The 24,244-nt window shown below is 70.2% G+C and carries 19 protein-coding genes; 14 read left to right on the forward strand and 5 right to left on the reverse strand.

What is annotated here, in order from left to right:
- Positions 1–358 precede the first annotated feature (358 nt).
- The 10 genes from ACJMNC_RS17260 to ACJMNC_RS17305 all read left to right on the forward strand — a co-directional run bounded on the left by ACJMNC_RS17260 (position 359) and on the right by ACJMNC_RS17305 (position 14,311).
- Positions 359–1,180 (forward strand): ABC transporter permease, encoded by an 822-nt coding sequence (locus ACJMNC_RS17260; protein WP_408949221.1) that lies wholly within the window; start codon positions 359–361, stop codon positions 1,178–1,180.
- Between the two features lie 4 nt (positions 1,181–1,184).
- Positions 1,185–2,246 carry an ABC transporter substrate-binding protein gene (locus tag ACJMNC_RS17265; RefSeq protein ID WP_408949190.1) on the forward strand — a complete coding sequence of 354 codons (1,062 nt, stop codon included), beginning with the start codon at positions 1,185–1,187 and terminating at the stop codon, positions 2,244–2,246.
- Complete coding sequence (locus tag ACJMNC_RS17270) at positions 2,224–3,069, forward strand: ABC transporter ATP-binding protein (RefSeq protein WP_408949191.1); 846 nt, start codon at positions 2,224–2,226, stop codon at positions 3,067–3,069. Before ACJMNC_RS17265 ends, ACJMNC_RS17270 begins: the two co-directional genes overlap by 23 nt.
- Positions 3,066–3,998: a TauD/TfdA dioxygenase family protein gene (locus tag ACJMNC_RS17275; protein WP_408949192.1), complete on the forward strand. Its 933-nt coding sequence runs from the start codon at positions 3,066–3,068 to the stop codon at positions 3,996–3,998. The genes ACJMNC_RS17270 and ACJMNC_RS17275 overlap by 4 nt, the downstream gene beginning before the upstream one ends.
- Positions 3,999–4,201: 203 nt before the next feature.
- Positions 4,202–6,565, forward strand: coding sequence for a protein kinase domain-containing protein (locus ACJMNC_RS17280; protein ID WP_408949193.1), 2,364 nt, complete (start codon positions 4,202–4,204; stop codon positions 6,563–6,565).
- Between the two features lie 10 nt (positions 6,566–6,575).
- Positions 6,576–8,303, forward strand: a complete 1,728-nt coding sequence (locus ACJMNC_RS17285; protein ID WP_408949194.1) for a PQQ-binding-like beta-propeller repeat protein — start codon at positions 6,576–6,578, stop codon at positions 8,301–8,303.
- On the forward strand, positions 8,300–10,054 hold the full coding sequence (locus ACJMNC_RS17290) for a hypothetical protein (RefSeq protein WP_408949195.1): 1,755 nt from the start codon (positions 8,300–8,302) through the stop codon (positions 10,052–10,054). Before ACJMNC_RS17285 ends, ACJMNC_RS17290 begins: the two co-directional genes overlap by 4 nt.
- 85 nt (positions 10,055–10,139) lie before the next feature.
- On the forward strand, positions 10,140–11,579 hold the full coding sequence (locus tag ACJMNC_RS17295) for a sigma 54-interacting transcriptional regulator (RefSeq protein ID WP_408949196.1): 1,440 nt from the start codon (positions 10,140–10,142) through the stop codon (positions 11,577–11,579).
- Positions 11,580–11,607: 28 nt separating this feature from the next.
- Complete coding sequence (locus ACJMNC_RS17300; RefSeq protein ID WP_408949197.1) at positions 11,608–13,599, forward strand: VWA domain-containing protein; 1,992 nt, start codon at positions 11,608–11,610, stop codon at positions 13,597–13,599.
- Between the two features lie 31 nt (positions 13,600–13,630).
- A complete protein-coding gene (locus ACJMNC_RS17305) occupies positions 13,631–14,311 on the forward strand; it encodes a DUF1707 domain-containing protein (protein ID WP_408949198.1) in 681 nt (226 codons plus the stop codon).
- A gap of 77 nt (positions 14,312–14,388) precedes the next feature.
- On the opposite strand, the gene ACJMNC_RS17310 is transcribed toward ACJMNC_RS17305, so the two are convergent.
- Positions 14,389–15,321, reverse strand: coding sequence for an AEC family transporter (locus ACJMNC_RS17310; protein ID WP_408949199.1), 933 nt, complete (start codon positions 15,319–15,321; stop codon positions 14,389–14,391).
- Between the two features lie 37 nt (positions 15,322–15,358).
- Between ACJMNC_RS17310 and ACJMNC_RS17315 the strand changes: the two genes are divergently transcribed.
- Together ACJMNC_RS17315 and rpmF are read left to right on the forward strand one after the other, a co-directional pair.
- The gene (locus tag ACJMNC_RS17315; protein WP_408949200.1) at positions 15,359–15,916 is read left to right on the forward strand and encodes a GNAT family N-acetyltransferase; all 558 of its coding nucleotides are present in this window, start codon (positions 15,359–15,361) and stop codon (positions 15,914–15,916) included.
- A 179-nt stretch (positions 15,917–16,095) separates the two neighbouring features.
- A complete protein-coding gene (gene rpmF, locus ACJMNC_RS17320; protein WP_408949201.1) occupies positions 16,096–16,269 on the forward strand; it encodes a 50S ribosomal protein L32 in 174 nt (57 codons plus the stop codon).
- 85 nt (positions 16,270–16,354) lie between these two features.
- Here the strand turns inward: rpmF and ACJMNC_RS17325 are convergent, their stop codons facing one another.
- A complete protein-coding gene (locus tag ACJMNC_RS17325) occupies positions 16,355–17,128 on the reverse strand; it encodes an SDR family oxidoreductase (protein ID WP_408949202.1) in 774 nt (257 codons plus the stop codon).
- A 199-nt stretch (positions 17,129–17,327) separates the two neighbouring features.
- Between ACJMNC_RS17325 and ACJMNC_RS17330 the strand changes: the two genes are divergently transcribed.
- Both ACJMNC_RS17330 and ACJMNC_RS17335 read left to right on the forward strand, forming a co-directional pair.
- Positions 17,328–18,275 (forward strand): AurF N-oxygenase family protein, encoded by a 948-nt coding sequence (locus ACJMNC_RS17330; RefSeq protein WP_408949203.1) that lies wholly within the window; start codon positions 17,328–17,330, stop codon positions 18,273–18,275.
- Positions 18,276–18,286: 11 nt separating this feature from the next.
- The gene (locus ACJMNC_RS17335; RefSeq protein WP_408949204.1) at positions 18,287–19,870 is read left to right on the forward strand and encodes an FAD-dependent oxidoreductase; all 1,584 of its coding nucleotides are present in this window, start codon (positions 18,287–18,289) and stop codon (positions 19,868–19,870) included.
- Positions 19,871–21,166: 1,296 nt separating this feature from the next.
- Here ACJMNC_RS17335 and ACJMNC_RS17340 read toward each other — a convergent pair.
- The 3 genes from ACJMNC_RS17340 to mftR form a co-directional block, all read right to left on the reverse strand.
- Positions 21,167–22,360, reverse strand: a complete 1,194-nt coding sequence (locus ACJMNC_RS17340) for an NAD(P)/FAD-dependent oxidoreductase (RefSeq protein WP_408949205.1) — start codon at positions 22,358–22,360, stop codon at positions 21,167–21,169.
- 74 nt (positions 22,361–22,434) lie between these two features.
- On the reverse strand, positions 22,435–23,493 hold the full coding sequence (locus tag ACJMNC_RS17345) for a 2Fe-2S iron-sulfur cluster-binding protein (protein ID WP_408949206.1): 1,059 nt from the start codon (positions 23,491–23,493) through the stop codon (positions 22,435–22,437).
- Positions 23,494–23,606: 113 nt separating this feature from the next.
- Positions 23,607–24,197: a mycofactocin system transcriptional regulator gene (gene mftR, locus ACJMNC_RS17350; RefSeq protein ID WP_408949207.1), complete on the reverse strand. Its 591-nt coding sequence runs from the start codon at positions 24,195–24,197 to the stop codon at positions 23,607–23,609.
- Positions 24,198–24,244 lie beyond the last annotated feature (47 nt).

A 24,244-nucleotide genomic window follows, 5' to 3' on the forward strand; every position in this document is an offset into this window, starting at 1 on the left:
TCATGGACTGCGGAGGGCGTGCGCCACGGCGCGAGTGCGGTCGACAACTCGGCCGCGAGGCCGCTGCCCTCGACTGTTCGGGTCAACAGGATGGTTCCGGCGTGGGACACGAGGTTCTCGCCGTCGCCGGTGGCGCGGATGTGTGGGTAGAACACGGTAGAGTTACTCACCAGAAAGGTGCTCCCTCGCTCTGACGTAATCGGACTGTCGCAAGAACGATTATCGCAGGTGAGAGCACCTTTCTTCATGCATCAGGGTCGGCGAGTCGAATTCACCGATGAAAGAACCAGGCTAGCGGGTGACTTCGATATCTTCAGCGTCGGCGGGCGTCTTCGCCGAGGCGCCGGCAGAGCCGGACATCGGCACCGGGCGCGGTGACCGCACGCCGCTGTGGCGGCGGGTGGCCACCGGTGTCGGCCTGCCGCTCGCATCGGTACTGGTCTTCCTCGGACTGTGGCAGCTCGCCGCGGTCAGCGGGATCTGGACCGAGACCTTCGTTCCACCGCTCGGGAAGGTCTGGCAGGCCTTCATCGACACCTCCACCACCCACGACGGGGTCCGCGGCTATGGCGGCTACCTGCTGTGGGAGCACCTGTACATGACGCTGCGCCGGGTCTTCTTCGGCGTGCTGATCGGTATCGGCGCCGGTGTGGCGATCGGCGTGGCGATGGGCACGGTGCCCTGGCTGCGCCGGCTGGTCGAACCGTGGCTCACCTTCCTGCGCGCACTGCCGCCGCTGGCCTACTTCTTCCTGCTGGTGATCTGGCTCGGCATCGACGAGTCGCCCAAGATCACCCTGCTGGCGCTGTCGGCGCTGCCGCCGGCGGCGGTGGCCACGACGGCCGCGGTCGCCGCGACCCCCAAGGCCCTCACCGAAGCTGCAGTGGCCCTGGGCGGTTCGCGACGGCAGGTGCTCGCCGACGTGGTGGTGCCCTCGGCTCTGCCGGAGACCTTCACCGGAATCCGGCTGGCCGTCGGCCTGGCCTACTCGTCGGTGGTGGCGGCCGAGCTCTTCAACGGCATCCCCGGCATCGGCGGCGTGGTCAAGGACGCCTCCAACTACAACAACACCCCGGTGGTGCTCGTCGGCATCGTCGCGATCGGGCTGTCGGGTCTGGTCATCGACGGTCTGCTGCGGCTGGCGGAGCGACGGCTGGTGCCGTGGCGCGGAAAGGTCTGAGACGATGACTGCCCCTAAACCCTCCGGCGCCGTCCGCCGTGGACTCCTGGCCGTACTGCTCGCTGTGGCCGTCCTGGTCGCGGCCACGGCGTGCGCCATCTCCAAATCCGGCTACGACCCGGACAAGCCCACCATCCGGCTGGCCTACCAGACCTTCCCGAGCGGCGACCTGGTGGTGAAGAACAAGCGGTGGCTCGAAGAAGCGCTGCCGGACTACAACATCGAGTGGACCAAGTTCGATTCGGGCGCCGACATCAATACCGCCTTCGTCGCCAAGAAGGTGGACTTCGGCGCCATCGGCTCGGCGCCGGTCGCCCGCGGGCTGGCCGACCTGCACATCGGCTACCAGATCGCCTTCGTGCTGGATGTGGCCGGCGAGAACGAGGCGCTCATCGCCCGCAACGGCACCGGCATCGAGAAGGTGGCCGATCTGCGTGGCAAGCGGGTGGCGACGGCGTTCGCGTCGACCTCGCACTACAGTCTGCTGACCGCGCTGCGGCAGGCCGGCGTGAACCCGTCAGAGGTCGACATCGTCGACCTGCAGCCGCAGGCCTCGTATGCGGCCTGGCAGCGCAAGGACATCGACGCGGTGTACACCTGGCTGCCCACCCTCGACGAGGTGCGCAAGGACGGCAAGCAGATCATCTCCAGCCGGGAGCTGGCCGGCAACGGCAAGCCGACGCTGGACCTGGGGGTGGCGTCGACGGAGATCATCGAGAGCAAACCCGAGGTGGTGGATGCCTGGCGCAAGGTGCAGGCCCGCGCCCTGGCACTGATCCACTCGGATCCGAAGGCCGCCGCGGCGGCGGTGGCCGCCGAGATCGGTACCGACGAGGAGGATGCGGCGGCGCAGCTGGCGCAGGGCACCTTCCTGACGATCGAGCAGCTCACCTCGCCCGAATGGCTCGGCACGCAGGGCAAGCCCGGCGATGTGGCCGAGGCGGTGCACAGCGCGGCGCAGTTCCTCAAGGACCAGAACCAGATCCCGTCGGTGCCGCCGCTGGCGGACTTCTCCGCGGCGATCTACACGGAAGGACTTCCCGGTGTCTTCGACAACATCAACTGACTCGGATCCGGCCGCCGCCCCGGCCGCCCCGGCCCGCGGCGCGGTCTCGATCAGCGGGGCCGTCCGCGAGTACGGGCGCGGCGACAACCGCGTGCGTGCGCTGGGTCCGGTGGACCTGCAGATCCCGGCCGGGGACTTCGTCGTGCTGGTGGGCCCGTCCGGGTGCGGCAAGTCGACGCTGCTGCGGCTGGTGGCCGGATTCGAGCCGCCCACCGACGGCACCGTGCAGGTGGACGGCGCGCCGCCAGTGCCCGGCCACAGCTCCGGGGTGGTCTTTCAGCAGGCCCGGCTGTTCCCGTGGAAGACGGTGGGCGGCAACGTGTCCCTGGCGCTCAAGTACGCCGGCGTGCCCCGCGCGGAGCGGCGCGACCGGGCCGACGAACTGCTCGACCGGGTGGGCCTGGCCGGCACCTACGACCGGCGGATCTGGGAGATCTCCGGCGGCCAGCAGCAACGGGTGGCGATCGCCCGCGCGCTGGCCGTGCCCACCTCGCTGCTGCTGATGGACGAGCCGTTCGGCGCGCTCGACGCGTTGACCCGCGAACGCCTGCAGGCCGATGTCCGCGAGGTGGACGCCGAGTCCGGCCGGACCACCGTCTTCGTCACGCATTCGCCGGAGGAGGCCGCGTTCCTCGGTTCGCGGATCGTGGTGCTCTCGGGGCGGCCCGGAACGGTGGCGCGCGACATCCGGTCCACGCTGCCGCGCACCGACGTCGACCCGGATGAGCTTCGTGAGCGGCGCGACTTCGTCGAGCTGCGGGCAGAGATTTCGGCTGCGGTGAAATCCGCTGCGGCGCAGGAGAGGAGAGGTGACAGGCGATGACGGTTCAGGTGAGGAAGGCCGGGCCGGGGCCGGCCGGCGAGGTCTCGGTGGCGGCTTCTCCCCGCGCGGGTGTGGAACTGGATGTGCGCCGACTGGGGCCGCACATCGGTGCGCAGCTCCCCGGACTCGACGTGACGGCGCTGACCGATGCACAGATCTCGGCGGTGCGGCTGGCGCTGGCCGAGTTCAAGATGCTGGTTCTGCCCGGACAGTTCATCGACGACGCCGAGCACGTGCGGTTCGCGCAGCGGCTCGGCGAGGTGACCTTCGGCCATCCGGTGTGGGACAGCGGCGACGTGCCCGACGAGATCTATGAGCTCGACAGCGCCGACGGAGGATTCGCCGACGTCTGGCACACCGACGTCACCTTCATGCCGACTCCGCCGGCGGTCTCGGTGCTGCGCCCGGTGGTGCTGCCGCAGACCGGCGGCGACACCAACTGGGCCGACGGTGAGGCGGCCTACGCCTCGCTCGCCGAACCGGTGCGAAGGCTGGCCGACGAGCTGGTGGCCGTCCACGACGGCAACCGCGAGTTCGGCTACTACCTGCGCCGGCGGCGGTCGGGTCAGGGCAATGTGTGGGACGGCAGTCAGGTGACCGAGCTGCAGCCGGTGCGCCATCCGGTGGTGCGTGTACATCCGGAGACCGGCCGCAAGGCGCTCTTCGTCAACCCCGGCTTCACCTCGCACATCGAGGGCGTCTCGGATGCGGAGAGCCGGCACCTGCTCGACCTGTTCTACGCGCACCTGACCAAACCCGAGCACATCGTCCGGCACCGCTGGACCCTCGGAGATCTGGTGCTGTGGGACAACCGCAGCACCGCGCATTACGCGAACCGCGACTACACCGAGCACCGCGTCATGCACCGGGTCACTCTGCGCGGCGATCACCCGGTGGGGCCGCACGGTCTGGTCGACCCTTACGCCTGACATAGGGACTGCCGCCGCGATCGGGTAGCGGAAGTGGGCCCCAGGCCCCTTTCCGCTACCCGATTCGCGTGCTCATCCGCGGCATCGACCCCGGCCGGGCCGATGACCGGGTGTCTGCCGAACGAATGCCATCCCTGTGACCACCTGCGCGGCTGCGGGGTAGGTTTAGCCCACTGCGTACGAATCCGTCCGAAGGAGTGGCTGTGCCTGCCGAACCTGGGTCCACCATCGCCGGTTACCGCGTCATCGACCTGCTCGGCAGCGGCGGCATGGGCGAGGTCTACCTCGTCGAGAACCCGCAGCTCGGGCGGCGGGAGGCCATGAAGGTCGTCTCGGTGGCCGGCTCGTCCAACGCCGACTTCGCCCAGCGCTTCTCCAACGAGGCGCGCACGGTGGCGGCCCTCGACCACCCGAGCATCGTCACCGTCTACGCCTACGGGATCGACGGCGACCGTCCCTGGTTCACCATGAACCACGTCGACGGCGACGACCTGACCCATGTGCGGCTCACCCCGATCGAGGTGGGCCAGGTGCTCACCCAGGTCGGCGACGCCCTGGACTACGCGCACGGCCGCGGCGTGGTGCACCGCGACATCAAGCCCGCCAACATCGTGGTGACCCGCAACCCGGACGGCACCGTCAAGCGGGCGACGCTGCTCGACTTCGGGATCGCCAAGCTGGCCGACTCCCCGCAGCTGACCGCGGTGAACTCGGTGGTCGGCACCATGGCCTTCACCGCCCCCGAGGTGATCAGCGGACGGGCCGCCGACGCCCGCAGCGATCAGTACTCGCTGGCGTGCACCACCTACCAGCTGCTGGCCGGCAGCGCACCGTTCAAGGCCGACACCTCCTCGGGCGTGATGATGGCCCACCTCCAGCAGCCCGCGCCGTCGCTGGCCTCGGTGAACGCGTCCCTGGCGCCGATCGCCCCGGTGCTGTTGCGGGCGATGGCCAAGAACCCCGCCGAGCGCTATCCCGACGTCAGCACGTTCGCGGCCGAGTTCACCCGCGCGCTCGGGCACACCCAGGCCGGAGTCGCCACGACCATCGCTCCGGCGCCCGGCGGGGCGCCCGGTTCGGGACCGCAGCAGTATCCGGGATCGGGCCCGGTCTCGGCCCCCAACTCTCCGGCGCTGCACTCGCCGGCACCCCTGTACGCGGGCCCCGCCTCGCCGGCGCCGGGCTACCAGTCCGTTCCGCCGATGGGCTCGGGCCCCAATCAGCCGCCGCCGCAACAGTTCCCGTCCGGGCCGCAGCAGTATCCGGGCGCGCCGGGCTACGGGGCGCCGCAGTACGGACTGGCCGGGCAGGACGCCGGAGCCGCCGGTGGCGCCAAACGCAAGGGCGGCAAGGGCAAGTGGATCGTGCTGGCCGCGGTGATCGCGGTGATCGCCGTGGTCGGCGGCACCGCGCCGCTGTGGTGGCCGTCCTCGTCGGACGACGACGGCACACCGGTCCTCTCGTTCCCGGACCTGCAGGTGGCCACCAACTCGGTGAGCAGCTGCGCGATCAAGGACCAGCAGCTGTACTGCTGGGGCCAGAACACCAACGGCCAGCTCGGCGACGGCACCACCACCACCCGGCAGAGTCCGGCCGTGGTGAACGGTCTCGACTCGGTGACCACCGTGAACCTGGGCAGCTACTACGACCAGAGCGGCGAGTCGTACCGCACCACGGTGTGCGCCGCCGCCGACGGCAAGGCCTACTGCTGGGGCTCGAACGCCGCCGGTGAGGTGGGCGACGGCGCCACCTCGGACCGGATGTCGCCGTTCGAGGTGCCGGACCTGAGCGAGGTGCGCGCGGTGGTCACCGACTGGGGGACCAGCTGCGCCATCGCCGGCGACGACGGCACCGACGCCGTCTACTGCTGGGGCTACAACACGGCCGGTCAGGTGGGCAACGGCACCAAGGGCGACAACGTCAAGGAGCCGGTGAAGGTGAGCCTTCCGGCCGCGCCGGAGACCATCGTGACCCGCGCCGCCTCGGTGTGCGCGCTGCTGGTGAACCACGACCTGTACTGCTGGGGCGACAACAGCAGCGGTCAGCTCGGCGGCGGCGCGAGCCAGCCGCGGCCGACCCCGTCCAAGGTGGGCAACCTGGGCGTGGTGTCGTCGGTGGCCATGGGCGTGGTGACGCAGACCGGCGACGACGACAAGCCGCTCTACAAGATGAGCACCTGCGCGGTCTCCGACCAGAAGCTCTACTGCTGGGGTTACGGCGTGACCGCCAACGAGCCGGTCACCGTGCCGATGGAGATCACCGGGATCCCGGAGCCCAAGAACGTCGCCGTCGACGTCCGCACGGTCTGCGCGACCACGGCGACCGGCGCGGTCTACTGCCTGGGCAACAACAGTTACGGCCAGGTGGGCAACGGCGAGTTCAGCAAGGACACCCCGGTCTCCACGGCGGCCCAGGTGCACGACCTGATCGACGTCCGCTCGATCAGCATGAAGGACAGCACCGTCTGCGCGCAGAAGACCGATCTGGAGGTCCTCTGCTGGGGTGCGATCACCGACAGCGGTTCCGCCGAGCCGCGCACCTCCCCGCAGCCGATCACCCTCGGCTGATCGTCGGGCCGTGGTGAACGACGACGCGGACGCGACGGCCACCGACGAGGGCTTCCTGTCGGCCGGCGACTGGGAGCGGACCTGCGCCGTGAGTGCCGGACTCGGACTGCTCGGTGCCGCGATCGTGCTGGCGGTGGTCAGCGTGCTCGGCTCCGGCGGCGTCACCGACGACGACCTGCTGTTCGGCGACGTGCAGTGGCCGGTGAACCTGGCCGTGCTGATCGGCGGCTGCCTGACCCTCGCGTTCGCGGCAGCGTCCCTGGCGCTCCCGTGGCGCCGCGCCCTGGCGTGGCGTGCGGCGGCGGTGCTGACCGCCACCGGCACGGTGCTCGTGGTCATCGGCATGCTGGGCGCCTTCGGTCTGTTCGGGACTCTGTCCGAGAACGCCGGCCGTCTCGGCAGCGGCCTGCCCCGGGCGAAGGCGGCCTGCTGGCTGGCCGTGGCCGGCGGCGCACTGGTCGTCCTCGCCTTCCGCGGTGCCGCACCGGTCCGGCGGATGGTCGTGGGCGCGGTGGCCGTCGCGGCGGTGATCGCCACCGCCGTGAGCGTCGCGGTCGTCGACCCGTGGGAGCTGCACCCGGAGGGTCTGTCGATCACGGTCGACGCCGGACCGGTGGCCGGTGATCTGCCGGCGGCGATCGACCCGGATGCGTCGGTGCCGGTCGGCGGGGATCTCGCCACGGCACTGGCCGACGTCAACGGGGGCTGGATCGCGGTCGGCGACACGGTCTTCGCGACCAGCGACGGCATCCTGCTGTCGGAGCCCGACCGGGACAGGGTCTCGATGTACGACGGCGACGGCACCCGGCGGTGGACCGCGCGCAATTCGGGCTACGGCATCCGGGTGCTCGACGGCCCCGGACTCGTGGTGCTCAGCGACTACCGGAACTCCTACGGCGTCGACAGCCGCACCGGTGCGCTCAAGTGGACGGTGACGCCGGGGCTGTGGTCGCAGGAGGAGCCGACCGGCGAGAACTTCCGGCAGGTGTATCAGCTCACCTCGATCAGCGACCACGGCCGCACCCTGGTGGTGCTCGATCCGGAGACGGGACACGAGGCACACCGTTTCCCGGTTCCGCAGGAGTGCGCCGTCGGCGCCGTCACCGGCCTGCCGAACTCCGTGATCGCGAAGGTCGCCTGCGGTGGCGGCCGCGCCTACTATCAGCCGTTCGAGCTGCCCGCAGGCACGGCTCGCGCCCCCGTTCCGGTCGACGACTGGGGCTCGTACAGCGCCCCGGACCGCATGGTCGCCCACCTGCGGGCTCATCCCGTGCTCGCCGACCGCTACCAGCTCGAGCCGGCCGCCGACGGCAGAGCCGTCGCAGGCGTCAGGGACCGGGCGACCGGCACGCAGGTCCTCGACCTGCGTGGCCGTGAGCTGTTCTCCTGCAGTCCGGACGGCGACTGCCTGGTGACCGGGGACCGGGAGGCGTTCCCGCGCGTGTCAGCGATCGTCTCGCTGACCGGCGCCCACCCCGACCTTCCGCTGACCGCAGAGGCCGTCGACTACGTCTGGAACAAGGACACCGATCCGGTCTGGCTGCGTGATCAGGTGCTGTGGCTCGACGGCGGCGGCCGCGTCCAGGTGGCTGATCGCGCGACGGGAGCAGTCCGCATGACCGATGCCTTCCCGATCCCCGACGCCGATGAGAACCCGCGGCAGCTGGCAGCGGTGCCCGGCTCCGTCCTGGCGATCGGCAACGACCGGATCACCCGGTTCGAAGGCGTGCGACGATGAGCCGCGGCGATCGGCGGTGGCCCGACGAGACGCCCTTCGACGACGGCACCCGGATGCCCACCACTCCGGCTCGGTACAGCGAGGAGGCGCGGCTCCGGGCGTACGCCGACCCGCAGTATCGGCGGTGGCGGTCGGCGGTGGTCGTCGTGGCCCGCCCCGCCGGAATCGCGTCGGCCGTTGCCGCGGTGGTGTGCGGCCTCCTCACCGTGACGTCGATCGGCGACGGCCTGGCCGACGGTGCCGCCGGACAGTTGCGGCTGTCCGGCTGGCTGGCCATGGGCGGGGCCGCCGTGGCGGGCGTGCTGCTGGCCGTCGACCGTCGCCGACGGCCGGGAGCTTCCGCACATCGGGCAGTGGTGTTCGGCATCGTCACCGCTCTGGCGGTGCTGACCCTGGACCTGCGCAGCCGTGCGGCCGCCGAACACGGTATGGCACTGAGCTTTCTGGGCCAGACGTCGACGCTGATCCTGTCGGTACTGGGCCTGTCTGCGGCCGCTCTCGCCTGGCTGTGTCTGACGGTGGCCGCGGCCGGTCCGCCGCAGGTTAGCGAGGATGCCGTGGCGGCGATCGCTCCCCGTCGTGCCGGCGCCGTCGCCGGCATCGGTGCCGCACTCGTGTGGGCCCTGACCATCGGCCTGATCGCCGGAATCGCGCCCGCCAGTCCACTCGGCGCGACCACCACCGCCGCGCCGGCGAGCGAACCGGCCGCCGTGAACGGCTTCGATGTGGCCTACCGGCTGCACCCGGACGGCCGGGTCGGTATCCGGCCGATCGTCGGCGGATTCCTGCTCGTCGACGACCGTCGGGTCACCGCCCACGACGGCGCCACCGGCAGCGAACGCTGGCACCTCGATCTCGGCGAGACCGGGCTGCCGGAGGAGGGCGCCGACCTGACCGGTGTCCGCGCTCGCGGGACCGAGGTGGTGATGACCAGGAACGGATACACCGTCGTGCTCGATGCGCAGTCGGGCCGGATCCGGCACCGGTCGACGCGCGTGGACGGGCAGTTCCCCGACGAGCAGAACGGGGGCGGACCGGGCGCCGTCTCCCGGGCATTCGATTACTCGTACGGCGAGTGCACGGCAGCGGTCCCGCTCGAGGTGGACGGCGCCACCGTCACCGCGGACTGCACCCGGCCGGGCCGCCTGCAGCGCACCGACGAGGCGACCGGAGACGTGCGCACCGTCGACGTCGCCGTCGACGCCGGGGCGGTCTCGAGCCTGACTCTCCTGCAGGATCTCGGTGCTTCGCTGGTGGCCATGACCGTGTGGCCGCCCGGCGACGGGGCACTGGCGGACGGGCCTCTGGAGGACGACGAGCCGACGGTGCAGACGATCATCGTCGACGTCGCCGCCGGACGCGAGGTGGACCGGTTCTCCACGGCGCAGTTCGGCGGAACCGAGCCCGCGGTGAGCCGTCGCGCCGACCTGATCGCGGTCGCCGAGGAGAACCGGGACTCCGGGGACGCCCGGATGGTCATCCGAAACGTCCGGACCCACACCGAGAGCCGGATCGATCTTCCGGAGTCGACCTCCAAGTTCTGGTCCGGGACGGCGTGGGCCGGAGACACCGTGGTGGCGGGGCTGCTCGGCGCCAGGATCGCCCGGATCGACACTGCGCGCGGGAATGCGGTGACCGTCGATCCGGCGCCCTGCCCGTCGTTCGGGAGCAACACACTCGATCTGCGGGCGGTTCCCGGGGCGATCCTGGTGCAGTGCACCGATCCGAGCGAGATCGTCGCCCTGCACTGAACATCCCTGCACTGAACATCCCCGGGCCGGGGGATCCTGCCCTGAGGAGGCGGCGCGGCCGGACGGGGCCGGGTAGGTTGGATTCGTGGCTTCTGAGACAGCGAACACCTCCGGCACCACCCCCGCCCCGACCGCGTCGACGGTCGGTGAACTGCGCGCAGGGCAGCACCAGCAGCGCGACGTCCGCGACGAGATCCGGCACAACCTGCTCGCCGCGCTCCGCGCCGGCGTCGACCCGTGGGAGGGCATCGTCGGCTTCGAGGACACGGTGATCCCGCAACTCGAACGGGCCCTGATCGCCGGCCACGACGTGGTGCTGCTCGGTGAGCGCGGCCAGGGCAAGACCCGTCTGCTGCGCACCCTGACCGCCCTGCTCGACGAGTGGACCCCGGTGATCGCCGGTTCCGAGCTCGACGAGCACCCGTACAGCCCGATCCTGCCCGAGTCGCAGCGCCGTGCCGCCGAACTCGGCGACGAGCTGCCCATCGAGTGGCGCCATCGCAGCGAGCGCTACAGCGAGAAGCTCGCCACCCCGGACACCTCGGTGGCCGACCTGGTGGGCGACATCGATCCGATGAAGGTGGCCGAGGGCCGCAGCCTGGGCGATCCGGAGACCATCCACTTCGGACTCATCCCGCGCGCCCACCGCGGCATCATCGTGGTCAACGAGCTGCCCGACCTGGCCGAGCGCATCCAGGTGTCGATGCTCAACGTGATGGAGGAGCGCGACATCCAGGTGCGCGGCTACAACCTGCGGCTGCCGCTGGACGTGCTGGTCATGGCCAGCGCGAACCCGGAGGACTACACCAACCGCGGCCGCATCATCACCCCGCTCAAGGACCGCTTCGGCGCCGAGATCCGCACCCACTATCCGCTCGAACTCGACGCGGAGGTGGACGTGATCGAGCAGGAGGCCGACCTGATGGCCTCGGTGCCGGCGTTCCTGGTGGAGATCATCGCCCGCTTCACCCGCTACCTGCGCGATCATCCGTCCATCGACCAGCGCTCCGGCGTCTCGGCGCGCTTCTCCATCGCCGGCGCCGAGACGGTGGCCGCGGCCGCCCTGCACCGGGCCACGGTCACCGGTGAGGATCTGGCGGTGGCCCGCCCGGTGGATCTCGAATCGGTGGTCGAGGTGCTGCGCGGCAAGGTGGAGTTCGAATCCGGCGAAGAGGGCCGCGAGCTGGAGATCCTCGACTATCTGCTGCGCAAGGCCACCGCCGACACCGCCCGCGCCCAGCTGGCCGGCATCGACATGCGCGCGCTGGTCGAACTCCTCGAATCCGGTGAGGTGCTCACCGGCGACCGGGTGCCCGCCGCCGAGGTGCTCGCCGCAGTGGCCGATGATCCGGACGCCGCCGCAGTGGTCGACGAGGTGGCCGAGCGCCTGGACGCCGCCGACGCCGAGCGGGCCAGCGCGCTGGAACTGGCGCTCGAAGGCCTGTTCCTGGCCCGGCGCATCGGCAAGGAACCCGACGAGTCGGGCCGCACCGTCTACCGTGCCGAATCCGATGACGACGACTGACCGAGTGATCCGACGATGAAGTGAACTGATGGCGCACAACAGATTCCACCGCTCCCGGTACCAGAGGTACAGCGGCGGGCCCGATCCGCTGGCCCCGCCGGTGGATCTGCGCGACGCCCTGCGCGACATCGGCGACGATGTGATGTCCGGGGTGTCCCCGGAACGCGCCCTGCGCGAGTATCTGCGGCGCGGCGGATCGTCCACCACCGGCCTGGACCGGCTGGCCGAGATGGCCAACCGGCGGCGCCGGGAACTGTTGCAGCGCAACAACCTCGACGGCACCTTCAACCAGATCCGGGAACTGCTCGACGACGCCGTCCTCGAGGAGCGCAAACAGCTCGCCCGCGACCTCGACGACGACGCCCGGATCGCCGAGATGCAGATCGAGAACCTGCCGGCCTCCACCGCGCAGGCCGTCCGGGAACTGCAGAACTACGACTGGCGTTCGCAGCAGGCCCGGGAGAAGTACCAGCAGATCAGCGATCTGCTGGGCCGGGAGATGCTCGACCAGCGCTTCGCCGGGATGAAGGAGGCGCTGTCCGGCGCCAACGAGCAGGACCGGCAACGGATCTCGGACATGCTCGGCGACCTCAACGAGCTGCTCGACGCCCACAACCGCGGCGAGGACACCACCGAGCAGTTCGACGATTTCATGACCAAACACGGTGAGTACTTCCCGGAGAATCCGGAGAACACCGAGGAGCTGATCGACGCCCTGGCCCGACGCAGTGCCGCCGCCCAGCAGTTCTTCAACTCGCTGACCCCCGAGCAGCAGGCGGAGCTGGCCGAGCTGTCCCAGCAGGCGTTCGGCTCGCCGCAGCTGATGAACCAGCTCGGCCAGATGGATGCCGCCCTGCGCGAGGCCCGCCCCGACCTGGACTGGGACGGCGGGCAGCGTTTCTCCGGCGATCAGCCGATGGGCATGGGGCAGGGGGCTGCGGCGCTGCGCGACATCGGCGAACTCGAAGACCTCGCCGAACAGCTCTCCCAGGGTTATGCCGGCGCCCAGCTCGAGGACATCGATCTCGACGCGCTGGCCCGCCAGCTCGGCGACGAGGCGGCCGCCGACGCCCGCACCCTCTCGGAACTGGAGAAGGCGCTGCGCGATCAGGGCTTCTTCCAGCGCCGCCCCGACGGCCGGCTCGACCTGACGCCCAAGGCCATCCGCCGGCTGGGCCAGACCATTCTGCGCGACATCGCCCAGCAACTCTCCACCCGCGGCGGGGAACGGCGCACCGAATCCACCGGTCGGCTCGGTGAGCCCACCGGCTCCACGAGGGAGTGGGCGTACGGCGACACCGAGCCGTGGGATGTGACCCGCACGGTGACCAATGCCGTGCTGCGCACCGTCTCCGAGGCCCCGGACGGGTCGGCCGCAGTGGCCGGAATGGCCCGCGACGGGGTGCGCATCGACGTCGGCGACGTGGCGGTCACCGAGACCGAGGCGCGCACCCAGGCGGCCGTGGTGCTGCTGGTGGACACCTCGTTCTCGATGGTGATGGAGGGCCGCTGGACCCCGATGAAGCGGACGGCACTGGCCCTCAATCAGCTGGTGTCCACCCGATTCCGCACCGATCACCTGCACGTGATCGAGTTCGGCCGGTACGCCCGCGACATCACCGCCGCCGAGCTCACCGGTCTGGAGCCGCGGATGGAGCAGGGCACCAACCTGCACCATGCGCTGCTGCTGGCGCACCGGCACTTCCGTCGCCACCCCAACGCGCAGCCGGTGCTGCTGGTGGTCACCGACGGCGAACCCACCGCGCACCTCGAACCGGAGGGCGACGCGTTCTTCTTCTACCCGCCGCACCCGCAGACCATCGGCATGACGGTGCGGGAACTGGACCATCTGTCCCGGATGGGCGTGCAGGTGACCTTCTTCAAACTCGGCGACGACCCCGGCCTGGCCCGGTTCATCGACCGCATCGCACGCCGGATCGGCGGCCGCGTGGTGAGCCCGGACCTCGACGGCCTGGGCGCGGCCGTCGTCGGCGACTATCTGCGCCGACGGCGCGGCTGACAGCCCCGGCCACACTCCATAGGATGGGCGGATGACCGTTGAACCGCACGGCGCCGAGCCCTTCGGCGGCCAGTACCACCCGGCACCGGCCGGCGATCCCAAGCGCACCGCCACCCGCGCCTCCACCGCCGACCGGGAACAGGCCAACACGCTGCTCTCAGCGGCGATGGCGGTCGGTGCGATCACTCCCGAGGAGTACTCCGAGCGGGCGGCCGACGCACTGTCCGCGGTGACCCTGGCCGACCTGGACGTGCTGTGCGCGGATCTGCCGCTCGACCGGCTGGGCGCCGCGGTGGCCGCCCAGTCCACCGGCAGCACCCGGGTCAGCCGGTCCGGCGCCGGACCGGTGCGCAAGGCCACGGCCGTCTTCAGCAGCAGCCGGGTCGGCGGCGGCGCGGTGGTCGCCGACGGCCTCACGGCCCGCTCCGTCTTCGGCGGCGTGGAGATCGACCTGCGGGACGTGGAGTTCACCGCCGACGAACTGGTCCTGGACTGCCGCGCCTACTTCGGCACCATCGAGGTGATCGTTCCCGACGACGTCACCGTGGAGGTCCACGGCTCGGGCATCGTCGGCGGCTTCGACGGCGGTGCGGCCGGGGCCGGCCAGACCGGTGCCCCGCGCGTGGTGATCCGCGGCCGCGCGGTCTTCGGCAGCGTCGAGACCAGGCGTGCCGCCCGCGGACAGTGGCTCGGTCCGGCCCGCCCCAAGTGACGGCGCCCCGAGCAGCGGCTCCCAGGTAACGGCGCCCCGGTTAGCGGCGCCCCGAGTGACGGTTCTCCGCTGGACGGTCAGGCGAGCGCGGCGGTGATGATCGCGATCACCGGGATCGCGGCGATGGTGGTGATCAGTGCGCTGTCGCGGGCGATGATCTCGCCGCGCCGGTAGCGGGTGGCGTACACCAGCACGTTCTGCGCGGTCGGCAGCGCGGCGATCACCACCTGCGCGTACAGGTGATCGCCGGTCATCCCGAATCCCCAGCGCGCCAACACATAGGCGATCGCCGGCATCAGTGCCGTCTTCAGCACGGCGGCCAGCGCGATGTCGCGCCGCGGACTGGTGCCCTTGGCGAAGACCTTCACCCCGGTCAGGGTCAGGCCGAAGGTCAGCAGCGCCAGCGGCACCGAGGCCTGCCCGAGCATGTCGAGCGGGGAGAGCAGCGCCTGCGGCGGATGCCAGCCGGCCAGCGAGATGGCCAGGCCGATCAGCCCGCCCACCACGATCGGATTGGCCAGCGGCGTCTTGATCGTGTTCCACACCCCGGACCGCTCGGTGCCCGGCAGCGCCGTGAAGTCCAGGGTCACCAGCGCCAGCGGCGAGTACAGCATGATCTGGAAGAGCAGCAGCGGGGCGATGAACGAGGCGTCGTCGAGCACGAAGATGGCGATCGGCAGCCCCAGATTCACACTGTTGACGTACGACGACGACAGCCCGCCGATCACCAGCTCGGGGATGGGCCGGCGCAGCCAGAACCAGGCGATCGCCACGTAGAGCGCGCCCACGATCACCGCCGTCGACGCCGCCACCGCGAGGGTGGAGGAGAAGACCACCGACAGGTCGTTGGTGGCCAGCGAATGGATCATCAGGGCCGGGGTGCAGACGAAGAAGACCACCCGGGAGAGCACCGGGACCGAGTGCTCGCCGAGGGTGCCGGTGCGGCCCAGGACATAGCCGATCGCCACCACGATGAAGATGACGGTGAACCCGGATATCACGCCTGACACTCGCGTCATCGTACGGCGCGGGCCGTAGGCTGGGCGCATGCCCGTTGTGGATGTGACCTCCGCCGCCGACCCCGATCAGGTGGCCGGTCTGCTCGCCCGTGCCTTCGCCGAGGATCCGGTGATCCGGTTCATGGTCCCCGACCCGGCGCGCGACATCGACTTCTGGCGGGCCATCGCCCGCTACGAGAACCCGGACGCGGTGCTCGACGTGGCGGTGAGCGACGGCGAACCGGTGGGGGCGGCCATCTGGCATCGGCCCGGTGCGGTGTCCGTCGACGATCCGGCCGCCGAGGCGATCTTCGCCGAGGTCTTCGGCGACAACATCGACGGTGCGACCGAACTGGACCGGCTGTGCCATCAGGCGCGCCCGGAGCAGCCGCACTGGTATCTGGCCGATCTGGGTGCGGCCGTCCCCGGCAAGGGCGCCGGCGGGGCACTGCTGCGCGCGGGCCTCGAACGCGCCGAGGGGCCGGTCTATCTGGAGAGCTCCAATGTGGTGAATCTGCCGATCTACGAGCGTTTCGGCTTCGCGGTGACCGGTGAGATCGTGGTGCCCGGCGGGCCCACGCTGTGGGGGATGCTCCGTCCGGAGTGACCGCGACGCGCCGGACCGGAGGTGCGGCCGTACAGCGCCGTTTTGCGGTAACCCGGCGCGAGCCGTTAGTCTGTCAAGGTTGCGCGACGCGAACTCGTGATGCGCGAAAAGGCTTTCATCGTCCGGATCGGTCGCAGTCGCGGCCCTGCCGGGCAGCACAGCAAGGAAGGGCTGGAACCATGGCAGTACCCAAGCGCCGGATGTCGCGGGCCAACACCCGTAGCCGTCGTTCGCAGTGGAAGGCGGACAACGTCACCCTGCAGGAAGAGAAGATCAACGGCGTGTCGCAGCGGATGCCGCGTCGCCTGGTCAAGGCTGCCAAGCTCGGCCTGGTCGATCTCGACCGCCGCTGATCCGGCACCGGATACCTGAACCGCGAAGCCGCGGCCGACATCATGTCGGCCGCGGCTTCGTCGTCTGCGGGGCGGGTGTGCGGGGTTACTGCGAGAGCAGCTTGTTCACGCCGCGGTTGAGCACGTTCGGGATGAACTTGGCGGCGTTGCCCAGCAGGGTGGTCTGCAGTCCCACCGAGTAGCTGGTGCGGCGCAGCACCTTGTCGGCGCCGGTCGGGTGCACCGACTCCCACACCTTGTCGGCCACGTCCTCGGCGGTCAGCCGCACGCCGAGGGTCTTGGTGGACTTGGCGTCGGTGTCGGCGACCAGGGCGGTCTTGGCCCACAGCGGCCAGATGGACACCACGCGGATGTCGTCCGGGGCCCACTCGAGTTCGAGGGCCTCGGTGAAGCCGGCGACGAAGAACTTGGTGGCGCTGTAGACCGCGATGTTCGGCTGCCCGTAGATGGCCGAGGCGGAGGCGATGTTCACCAGGTGCGCGCCCGGGGTGGCCTTGAGGTAGCGGTGGGCGGCCTGGGCTCCGAGGGCCACGCCGAGGGCGTCGATCTCGATCTGCGCCTTGACCGCCTCCGGGCTGATGTCGGCGAGGTCGCCGGAGAGGAGGATGCCGGCGTTGTTGTCGAGCACGTCGAGGGTGCCGCCGGTGTGCGAGGTGAAGTCGGCCAGCGCGTCGGCCCACTGCTGGGCGTCGCGCACGTCGAGCTTGCCGGTGATGAAGTCGGGGTGTGACTGCTGGACGGCGGCGAGGGCGTCGTCGCTGACGTCGTAAACACCGACGGTCCAGCCTTCGGCGGCGAAACGCTCGGCGGTGGCCAGGCCGATGCCTGCCGCCCCGCCCGAGATGAAGATTGATGGCATATGTTCCTCCGCTCTGACCTGCGCAGATGTCTTCCCCGCAGTTGTTACTCCGTAGTAAGGCTGTCAGACGGTTTACGGGGCCGCAAGTAGGTGTTACCGTGACAACAATCGTTGATAAGACAATATTTGTTGTCACACTCGCCGATGACAGACTGAGCTTCCCGGCGACGCTCGGGAACCGTACAGGAGGTCCGCCACTATGACTGCCGCGATGGAACGGAACGAGAACACCGAAGCAGCGCCGCGCGACAACGTCGTGAGCCTGCAGGATGAGGGGACCGACGCCGTCTCGGAGCGGCTCCTGGCCTCGGCCGCCCGGCTCTCGCGCAATGCGATGACCGAGATCGACTGGTCGCAGCCGATGGACGACGACAAGTACGGTTGCAGCCCTGAATGGTCGTCGCTCTACGGCACCGACTACTGGGACGAGCTCACCGAGGAGCAGCGGGTCAACGTGACCCGCCACGAGTTCGCGTCGATCATGTGCATCGGCATCTGGTTCGAGATGATCCTGCAGGAGATGGTGATCCGCGACCAGTACCTCGGTCAGTACCACTCGCCGGAGTTCCAGTTCGCGCTCACCGAGATCGCCGACGAGTGCCGCCATTCGATCATGTTCGCCAAGGCCTCGGAGAAGATGGTCGGCAAGTCCTACCGCCCGCACCCGCGGATCGGCCGCGCCGGCAAGGTCTTCAAGGTGACCGCCAAGAACGAGGTGGCTTACGCCGGCATCCTGGTCGCCGAGGAAGTGCTCGACGTCTTCCAGCGCGGCTGCATGCGCGACGACCGGGTGCTCCCGTTCATCCGCACCGTCAACGAGATCCACGTCCTCGAAGAGGCGCGGCACATGAAGTTCGCCCGCGAAGAGGTCCGCGAATCGATGCAGGGCGTCGGCTGGTTGCGCCGCCAGTTCAGCGCGCTGAACGTGGCGGTCGGCGCCTACTTCATCGTCTCGAGCCTGATCCGGCCGCAGGCCTACGCCGACGCCGGACTCGACGTCCACCGGGCGGTGGCGGCGCGCGAGTCCAATCCGCACTTCCACTCGATGATCCGCAGCAGCTGCACCCATCTGATGGAGTTCCTCGACGAAGTCGGTCTCCTCACCAAGCCGGCCATGCGGTTCTACCGCAAGGCCCACATGCTCTAAGGAGTGCCCCGATGGCCTTCGTCATCACCCAGTCGTGCTGCAGCGACGCCGGGTGCGTCTCGGTGTGCCCGGTGAACTGTATCCATCCCACTCCGGAGGAACGCGGTTTCGGCACCTCGGACATTCTGCACATCGACCCGGAGGCCTGCATCGACTGCGGCGCCTGCGCCGACGCCTGCCCGGTGAACGCGATCTTCCCCGCCGACAACCTGAGCGAGCGGGACACCATCTTCATCGATATCAACGCCGACTACTACAAGAACAACTCGGACATCTCGTCGGGCTGGTCGGATGTGGTGTACCCGGAGATGCCGCGGCTGCCCGAGGGGCTGCGGGTGGCGGTGGTGGGCACCGGTCCGTCCGGTGGTTACGCGCTGCGCACCCTGCTCAACCGGACCCTGGCCGAGGTCACGGTGATCGACAAGCTGCCCACCCCGGGCGGCCTGGTCCGGGCCGGGGTGGCCCCCGATCATCCGAGCACCAAAGACGTCATGCGCACCTTCGACATCCTCTACCGGGATCCGCGGGTGACCATGGCGACCAATGTGCAGGTCGGCGGCGACGTGGCCGCGGGCGAGGTGACCCCGGCCGAGCTGGCCGAGCACTTCGACGCGGTGTTCTACGCGGTGGGCGCCTCGCGCTCCAAGCGCCTGGGCATCCCCGGTGAGGATCTGCCCGGCTCCACCTCGGCCACCGATCTGGTGTCCTGGTACAACGCTGTGCCCGGCGCCGACGGCCCGGCCATCCCGGTGGACGGCACCGGCCGGGCGGTGATCGTCGGGACCGGCAACGTGGCGCTCGACGTGGCCCGCATCCTGGTCTCGCCGCCGGAGCAACTGGCGCACACCGACATCGCCGACCGCGCACTGAAGCTGTTGCGCGAGCAGAACATCCACGAAGTGGTGCTGCTGGGCCGGCGCGGCCAGGATTCGGCCGCGTACACCGCCGCCGAGTTCCGGGCGCTCTCGACCATCCCGGGCATCGAACTGCAGGTGTACGACGACGCCGACGGCGAGCTGCCCGACCTGTCGCAGCCGGCCGATCCGTCGCACCGGCGCATCGTCTTCCTGTTCCAGAGTTCGCCGCAGGCCGCGGTGGGCGACGAGCGGCTCGACGCGGTGACCGTGCGGACGGGGGAGCGGGAGCATTCGGTGGCCGCGGATCTGCTGGTCCGCTCCATCGGCTACCGGAGTGCACCGATCGAGGGTCTGCCCTTCGACGAGCAGGCCGGTCACTTCCCGAACGTCGACGGCCGGCTGGTGGGCGACGACGGCGAGGTGATCCCCGGCGGCTATGTGCTCGGCTGGGCCGGGCGCGGCTCCACCGGCGGCATCGGCGCCAACAAGCTGCAGGCCATCAGCACTGTGGAGAAGTTCATCGAGGACGCGGCGGCCGGGAACATCACCCGCCCGGCGACCGGCCCGGACGACTTCGACGCACTGCTGCGCCGCCGCCACCGCCGGGTGGTGGGCTACCGCGGCATGCGCGCCATCGACCGCCGCGAACGCGAACGCGGTGCGCTGCAAGGTCGTCCGCGCGTCAAGTTCACCGAAGTCGGCGAGATGCTCGCCGCCGCCGGCCGCCGTCGCCGCTGACCCCTCCCGCCGGTCGCGCCTCCTTGGTGGTCGAGTGCAGCCTTCCTCGATGGCCGAGTGCCGCCTCCCTCGGTGGCCGAGTGCCGCCTTCCTCGGTGGCCGAGTGCCGCCTTCCTTGGTGGCCGAGTGCCGACGAGCCCCCAAGGGCGAGGCGGTGTATCGAGGCCCGGCGCCTCGCCGGGCACTCGACCACCAACGGAACGTGCGGCTTTCCTTGGTGGCGAGAGGCGTTTCCTTGGTGGCCGAGTGCCGCCCGAGGTACGAGGGCGGTGTATCGAGGCCCCGCCGTGCCGTGTGTGGTCTCGATACACCCGTCTCGGCTGGCGCCTCGTCGGGCACTCGACCAGCAATGAATCGTGCGGCTTTCTTTGGTGGCCGGTGTATCGAGGCCGGGCCGGGCCGTGCGCCTGGTCTCGATACGCCCGCCTCGGCTAGCGCCTCGCCGGGCACTCGACCGCCAATGAAACGTGCGGCTTTCCTTGGTGGCCGGTGTATCGAGGCCGGGCCGGGTCGTGCGCGTGGTCTCGATACACCCGTCTCGGCTGGCGCCTCGTCGGGTACTCGACCAGCAACGGAACGTGCGGCTTTCTTTGGTGGCCGGTGTATCGAGGCCGGGCCGGGTCGTGCACCTGGTCTCGATACGCCCGTCTCGGCTGGCGCCTCGCCGGGCACTCGACCAGCAACGGAACGTGCGGCTTTCCTTGGTGGCCGGTGTTTCGAGGCCGGGCCGGGTCGCGTGTGTGGTCTCGATACACCCGTCTCGGCTGGCGCCTCGTCGGGTACTCGACCAGCAACGGAACGTGCGGCTTTCTTTGGTGGCCGGTGTATCGAGGCCGGGCCGGGTCGTGCACCTGGTCTCGATACACCCGTCTCGGCTAGCGCCTCGCCGGGCACTCGACCACCAACGGAACGTGCGGCTTCCTTGGTGGCCGGTGTATCGAGGCCCCGCCGGGTCGCGTGTGTGGTCTCGATACACCCGCCTCGGCTAGCGCCTCGCCGGGCACTCGACCACCAACGGAACGTGCGGCTTCCTTGGTGGCCGGTGTATCGAGGCCCCGCCGGGTCGCGTGTGTGGTCTCGATACACCCGCCTCGGCTAGCGCCTCGCCGGGCACTCGACCAGCAAGAACAAGCGCGGCCCTCGGCGGATCGCGTGGGTGGTCTCGATACACCCGCCTCGGCTGGCGCCTCGTCGGGCACTCGACCACCAATGGAACGTGCGGCTTTCTTTGGTGGCCGAGTGCCGCCCGAGGAACGAGGGCGGTGTATCGAGGCCCGGCCGGGCCCAATACCGCGGTCAGAGGAGGTCGGTGATCGGGGTCGGCTTCATCAGGTGGGCGCGGGTCTTCATCAGCTTGCCCACCCGGCCGGCGCCGACGACGGCGGTGAGCACCCCGTCGCGGCTGTAGTACGCCAGGAACTTGCGGCCGTCGTCGTCCACCAGGTGCACCTCGTCGCCGGCGGCGGGACGGCCGAGCATCTGGATCTTCAGGTCGTACTGGTCGCTCCAGAAGTACGGGACGCTGGCCGGCGGCCGGTCCTGTCCGAGGATCTGGGCGGCGACGATCACCGCCTGGTCCACGGTGTGATTCCAGTGTTCGGCGCGGTGCCGGTTCCCGTCGGCGTCGGCCCAGTTCGCGGCGTCGCCCACGGCGTAGACGTCCGGTGCGCTGGTGCGGCCGAGGTCGTCGCAGGCGATCCCTCCGCCGGTGGCGCGGTCGGCCAGTTCGATGCCCGAGCCGTCGAGGTACCCGAGCTCCGGGTAGCCGCCGATGCCCACCACCACCACGTCGGCGGCGAGGTGCGCACCGTCGCTCAGCTCCACACCGGTCACCCGGCCGTTCTCGCCGGTGATCCGGGAGACGGTCACGCCGGTGCGCAGGTCCACGCCGGCCTCGGTGTGCAGGCGGGTGACCCGCTCACCGATCTGCGCGCCCAGCGCGGCGGCCAACGGCACCGGTTCCGGCTCGATCAGCGCCACCTCGATGCCCAGGGTGCGCAGGCTCGCGGCGGCCTCGCAGCCGATGAAGCCGGCACCGATCACCACGGCGCGCGACGCGCCGTCGAGGTCGCGGCGCAGGGCCTGCGCCTGATCCACGGAGCGGATCACGTGCACCCCGGACAGGTCGCCGCCCTCGCCGGGGAAGGCGCGGGCCACCAGGCCGGTGGCCAGGACCAGCGTCCCGTACGACAGTTCGCCGGTGGTGCCGTCGTGTTCGGTGGTGACGGTGTGGGCGGCGGGGTCCACGGCCACCACCCGGGTTCCGGTGCGCAGGTCGATCTGTGCGTCGGTGTAGAACTCGGCGGGTTTGAGGTCGGGGCGGTCACCGCCGTCGGTGAGCGCGGCCTTGGACAGCGGCGGCCGGTCGTACGGCGGATGCGGCTCGTCGCCGATCAGCACCACCGGTCCGTCGAACTCTTTGCTGCGCAGGTGTTCTGCCAGGCGCAGGCCGCCGAGACCGGCGCCGACGATCACCACTGCATCGCTCATCGGGGTTCCATTTCGTGCTCGGGGCGGCGGGGCCGCGCTGTCTGCTGCCGCGGCCGCGCCGCGGGGGAGTGGGGTCAGAACTCGACCTTGAGCTTGTCACAGGTCGGCTTTGCCTGACACCCCAGAATGTAACCGTCGGCGATGTCATCGGGATCGAGGGCGCCGTCGCACTCCATCTCCACGGTGCCGTCGACGAGGGTGGCGGCACACGAGCCGCATTCGCCTTCCTTGCACGAGTACGGGGCGTCGAGACCGGCGGCGAGCATGACGTCGACCAGGGTCCGCGAGCGCGGCCAGGACAGGCTGTGGACCTCGCCGTCGAGTTCCACCTCCACCTGGGCAGCTTCGGCGGCCTCCTCGCTGGAGACCTCCTCGAGCTCGACGTCCTCGAAGGGATCGCCGGCGAGCGAGTTGTACACCTCCGAGTGCACCCGGTGGTGGTCGAAGCCGGCCTTCTTCAGGGCGGTGTGCACGGCGTCCATGAACGGTCCGGGGCCGCACATGTAGGCGCTGTGGGTGGTGGCCATCGGCTTGAACTGGGTGGCGAGGGCTTTGGCGTCGGGCAGTCCGTGCAGGGTTTCGAGCCAGTGCACCAGGGTCAGCCTGCCGGGGTGCCGGGCGAGCAGTTCGCGCAGTTCGTCGGCGAAGATCACGTCGGCTTCGCTGCGGTTGGCGTAGAAGAAGGTGACCGGGCCGGTGCCTTCGGCGAGCGCGGCTTTGAGGATCGACATCACCGGGGTCACTCCGGATCCGGCGGCCAGCAGCAGCAGCGGGGCGTGCAGGTTCTCGGGGGTGAAGACGCCCGACGGGGGCAGCGCCTCGATCTCGGTGCCGGCGGCCAGGTTGTCGCAGATCCAGTTGGAGCCGTAGCCTTCCACGGTGCGTTTGACGGTCACCTTGGGCAGGTCGTCGATGCCCGAGGCCGAGCTCAGCGAATAGCAGCGGGCCACCGAGCCGGTCTGCTCGCTGGGGATGCGCAGCGTGAGGAACTGTCCGGGCTGGTAGCTGCGGAACTTCTCGGCGTGCTCGTCGGGGATCTGGAAGACGATGCTGCGGGCGTCGCGGGTCTCGTCGATGACCTCGGCGACGGTGAGAATCGCACTGCGGGTGCTGTGGGGACTCAGTTCCGGCATCTCCAGGCGCTCTCCTGCTTCCAGGTTCCGCTCGACGGAGCAGAACTAGAACGTGTTCTAACTCAGTTTAGCAGCGTGACACAACGGCCGACGACGCTCTTCCCGGTGAATGGTCACACACTCAGCGAATCGATCAGGATCGCGCAGCCGGCGTCGAGCAGTTCGAGCAGGTCGGCGGCGGGATCGTCGAGCCACTGCTGGTAGGCGGACAGGGCGGTGCCCAGCAGCAGCCAGGCGATGGTCTGCGGCACCTGCGCCGAGGCCGGCACGCCCAGCCGCTCGCCGGCGTGCTCGGCGATCACCTGCCGCCATTCGGCGTACATCAGCATCGAATGCGCTTGCAGTGCCGGTGTTCCCAGCACCAGTGCCATCCTCCGGCGATGGTGCTCCACCTCGTCGTCGGGGACCTCGTTGAAGGCGAGCAGCGCCCGGCGCAGGGTCTCGCCCAGGCTCAGGTCGGCCGGCAGCCGGGCGAGCCGCTGCCGCATCTGGTCGAGGTGGTAGTCGAAGTCGCCCCAGGGGATGGCGTTCTTGGACGGGAAGTAGCGGAACAGGGTGCGCCGGGCGATGCCGGCGGCCGCGGCGATGTCGTCGACGCTGGTCGATTCGAAGCCGTTCTCCGTGAAGATGTCCACCGCCAGGGTGCTCAGCGTCGCGCGGTCGGTGGCCTGCGGCCGGCCGCTTCCCGTGGCAGGGCGCCTCACGTGCGATCTCCTTCTGCTTTTGCGGAATCTCTGGCAATTCTGCACTC

The organism is Gordonia sp. VNK21, assembly GCF_046098115.1.
GTDB lineage: Bacteria > Actinomycetota > Actinomycetes > Mycobacteriales > Mycobacteriaceae > Gordonia.

Bases quoted from the DNA above. Each gene is read 5' to 3' on its own strand.
- ACJMNC_RS17265 (WP_408949190.1), top strand. From the start codon at position 1,185: ATGACTGCCCCTAAACCCTCCGGCGCCGTCCGCCGTGGACTCCTGGCC.
- ACJMNC_RS17275 (WP_408949192.1), top strand. From the start codon at position 3,066: ATGACGGTTCAGGTGAGGAAGGCCGGGCCGGGGCCGGCCGGCGAGGTC.
- ACJMNC_RS17290 (WP_408949195.1), top strand. From the start codon at position 8,300: ATGAGCCGCGGCGATCGGCGGTGGCCCGACGAGACGCCCTTCGACGAC.
- ACJMNC_RS17300 (WP_408949197.1), top strand. From the start codon at position 11,608: ATGGCGCACAACAGATTCCACCGCTCCCGGTACCAGAGGTACAGCGGC.
- ACJMNC_RS17305 (WP_408949198.1), top strand. From the start codon at position 13,631: ATGACCGTTGAACCGCACGGCGCCGAGCCCTTCGGCGGCCAGTACCAC.
- ACJMNC_RS17315 (WP_408949200.1), top strand. From the start codon at position 15,359: ATGCCCGTTGTGGATGTGACCTCCGCCGCCGACCCCGATCAGGTGGCC.
- rpmF (WP_408949201.1), top strand. From the start codon at position 16,096: ATGGCAGTACCCAAGCGCCGGATGTCGCGGGCCAACACCCGTAGCCGT.
- ACJMNC_RS17325 (WP_408949202.1), bottom strand. From the start codon at position 17,128: ATGCCATCAATCTTCATCTCGGGCGGGGCGGCAGGCATCGGCCTGGCC.
- ACJMNC_RS17330 (WP_408949203.1), top strand. From the start codon at position 17,328: ATGACTGCCGCGATGGAACGGAACGAGAACACCGAAGCAGCGCCGCGC.
- ACJMNC_RS17335 (WP_408949204.1), top strand. From the start codon at position 18,287: ATGGCCTTCGTCATCACCCAGTCGTGCTGCAGCGACGCCGGGTGCGTC.
- ACJMNC_RS17340 (WP_408949205.1), bottom strand. From the start codon at position 22,360: ATGAGCGATGCAGTGGTGATCGTCGGCGCCGGTCTCGGCGGCCTGCGC.
- ACJMNC_RS17345 (WP_408949206.1), bottom strand. From the start codon at position 23,493: ATGCCGGAACTGAGTCCCCACAGCACCCGCAGTGCGATTCTCACCGTC.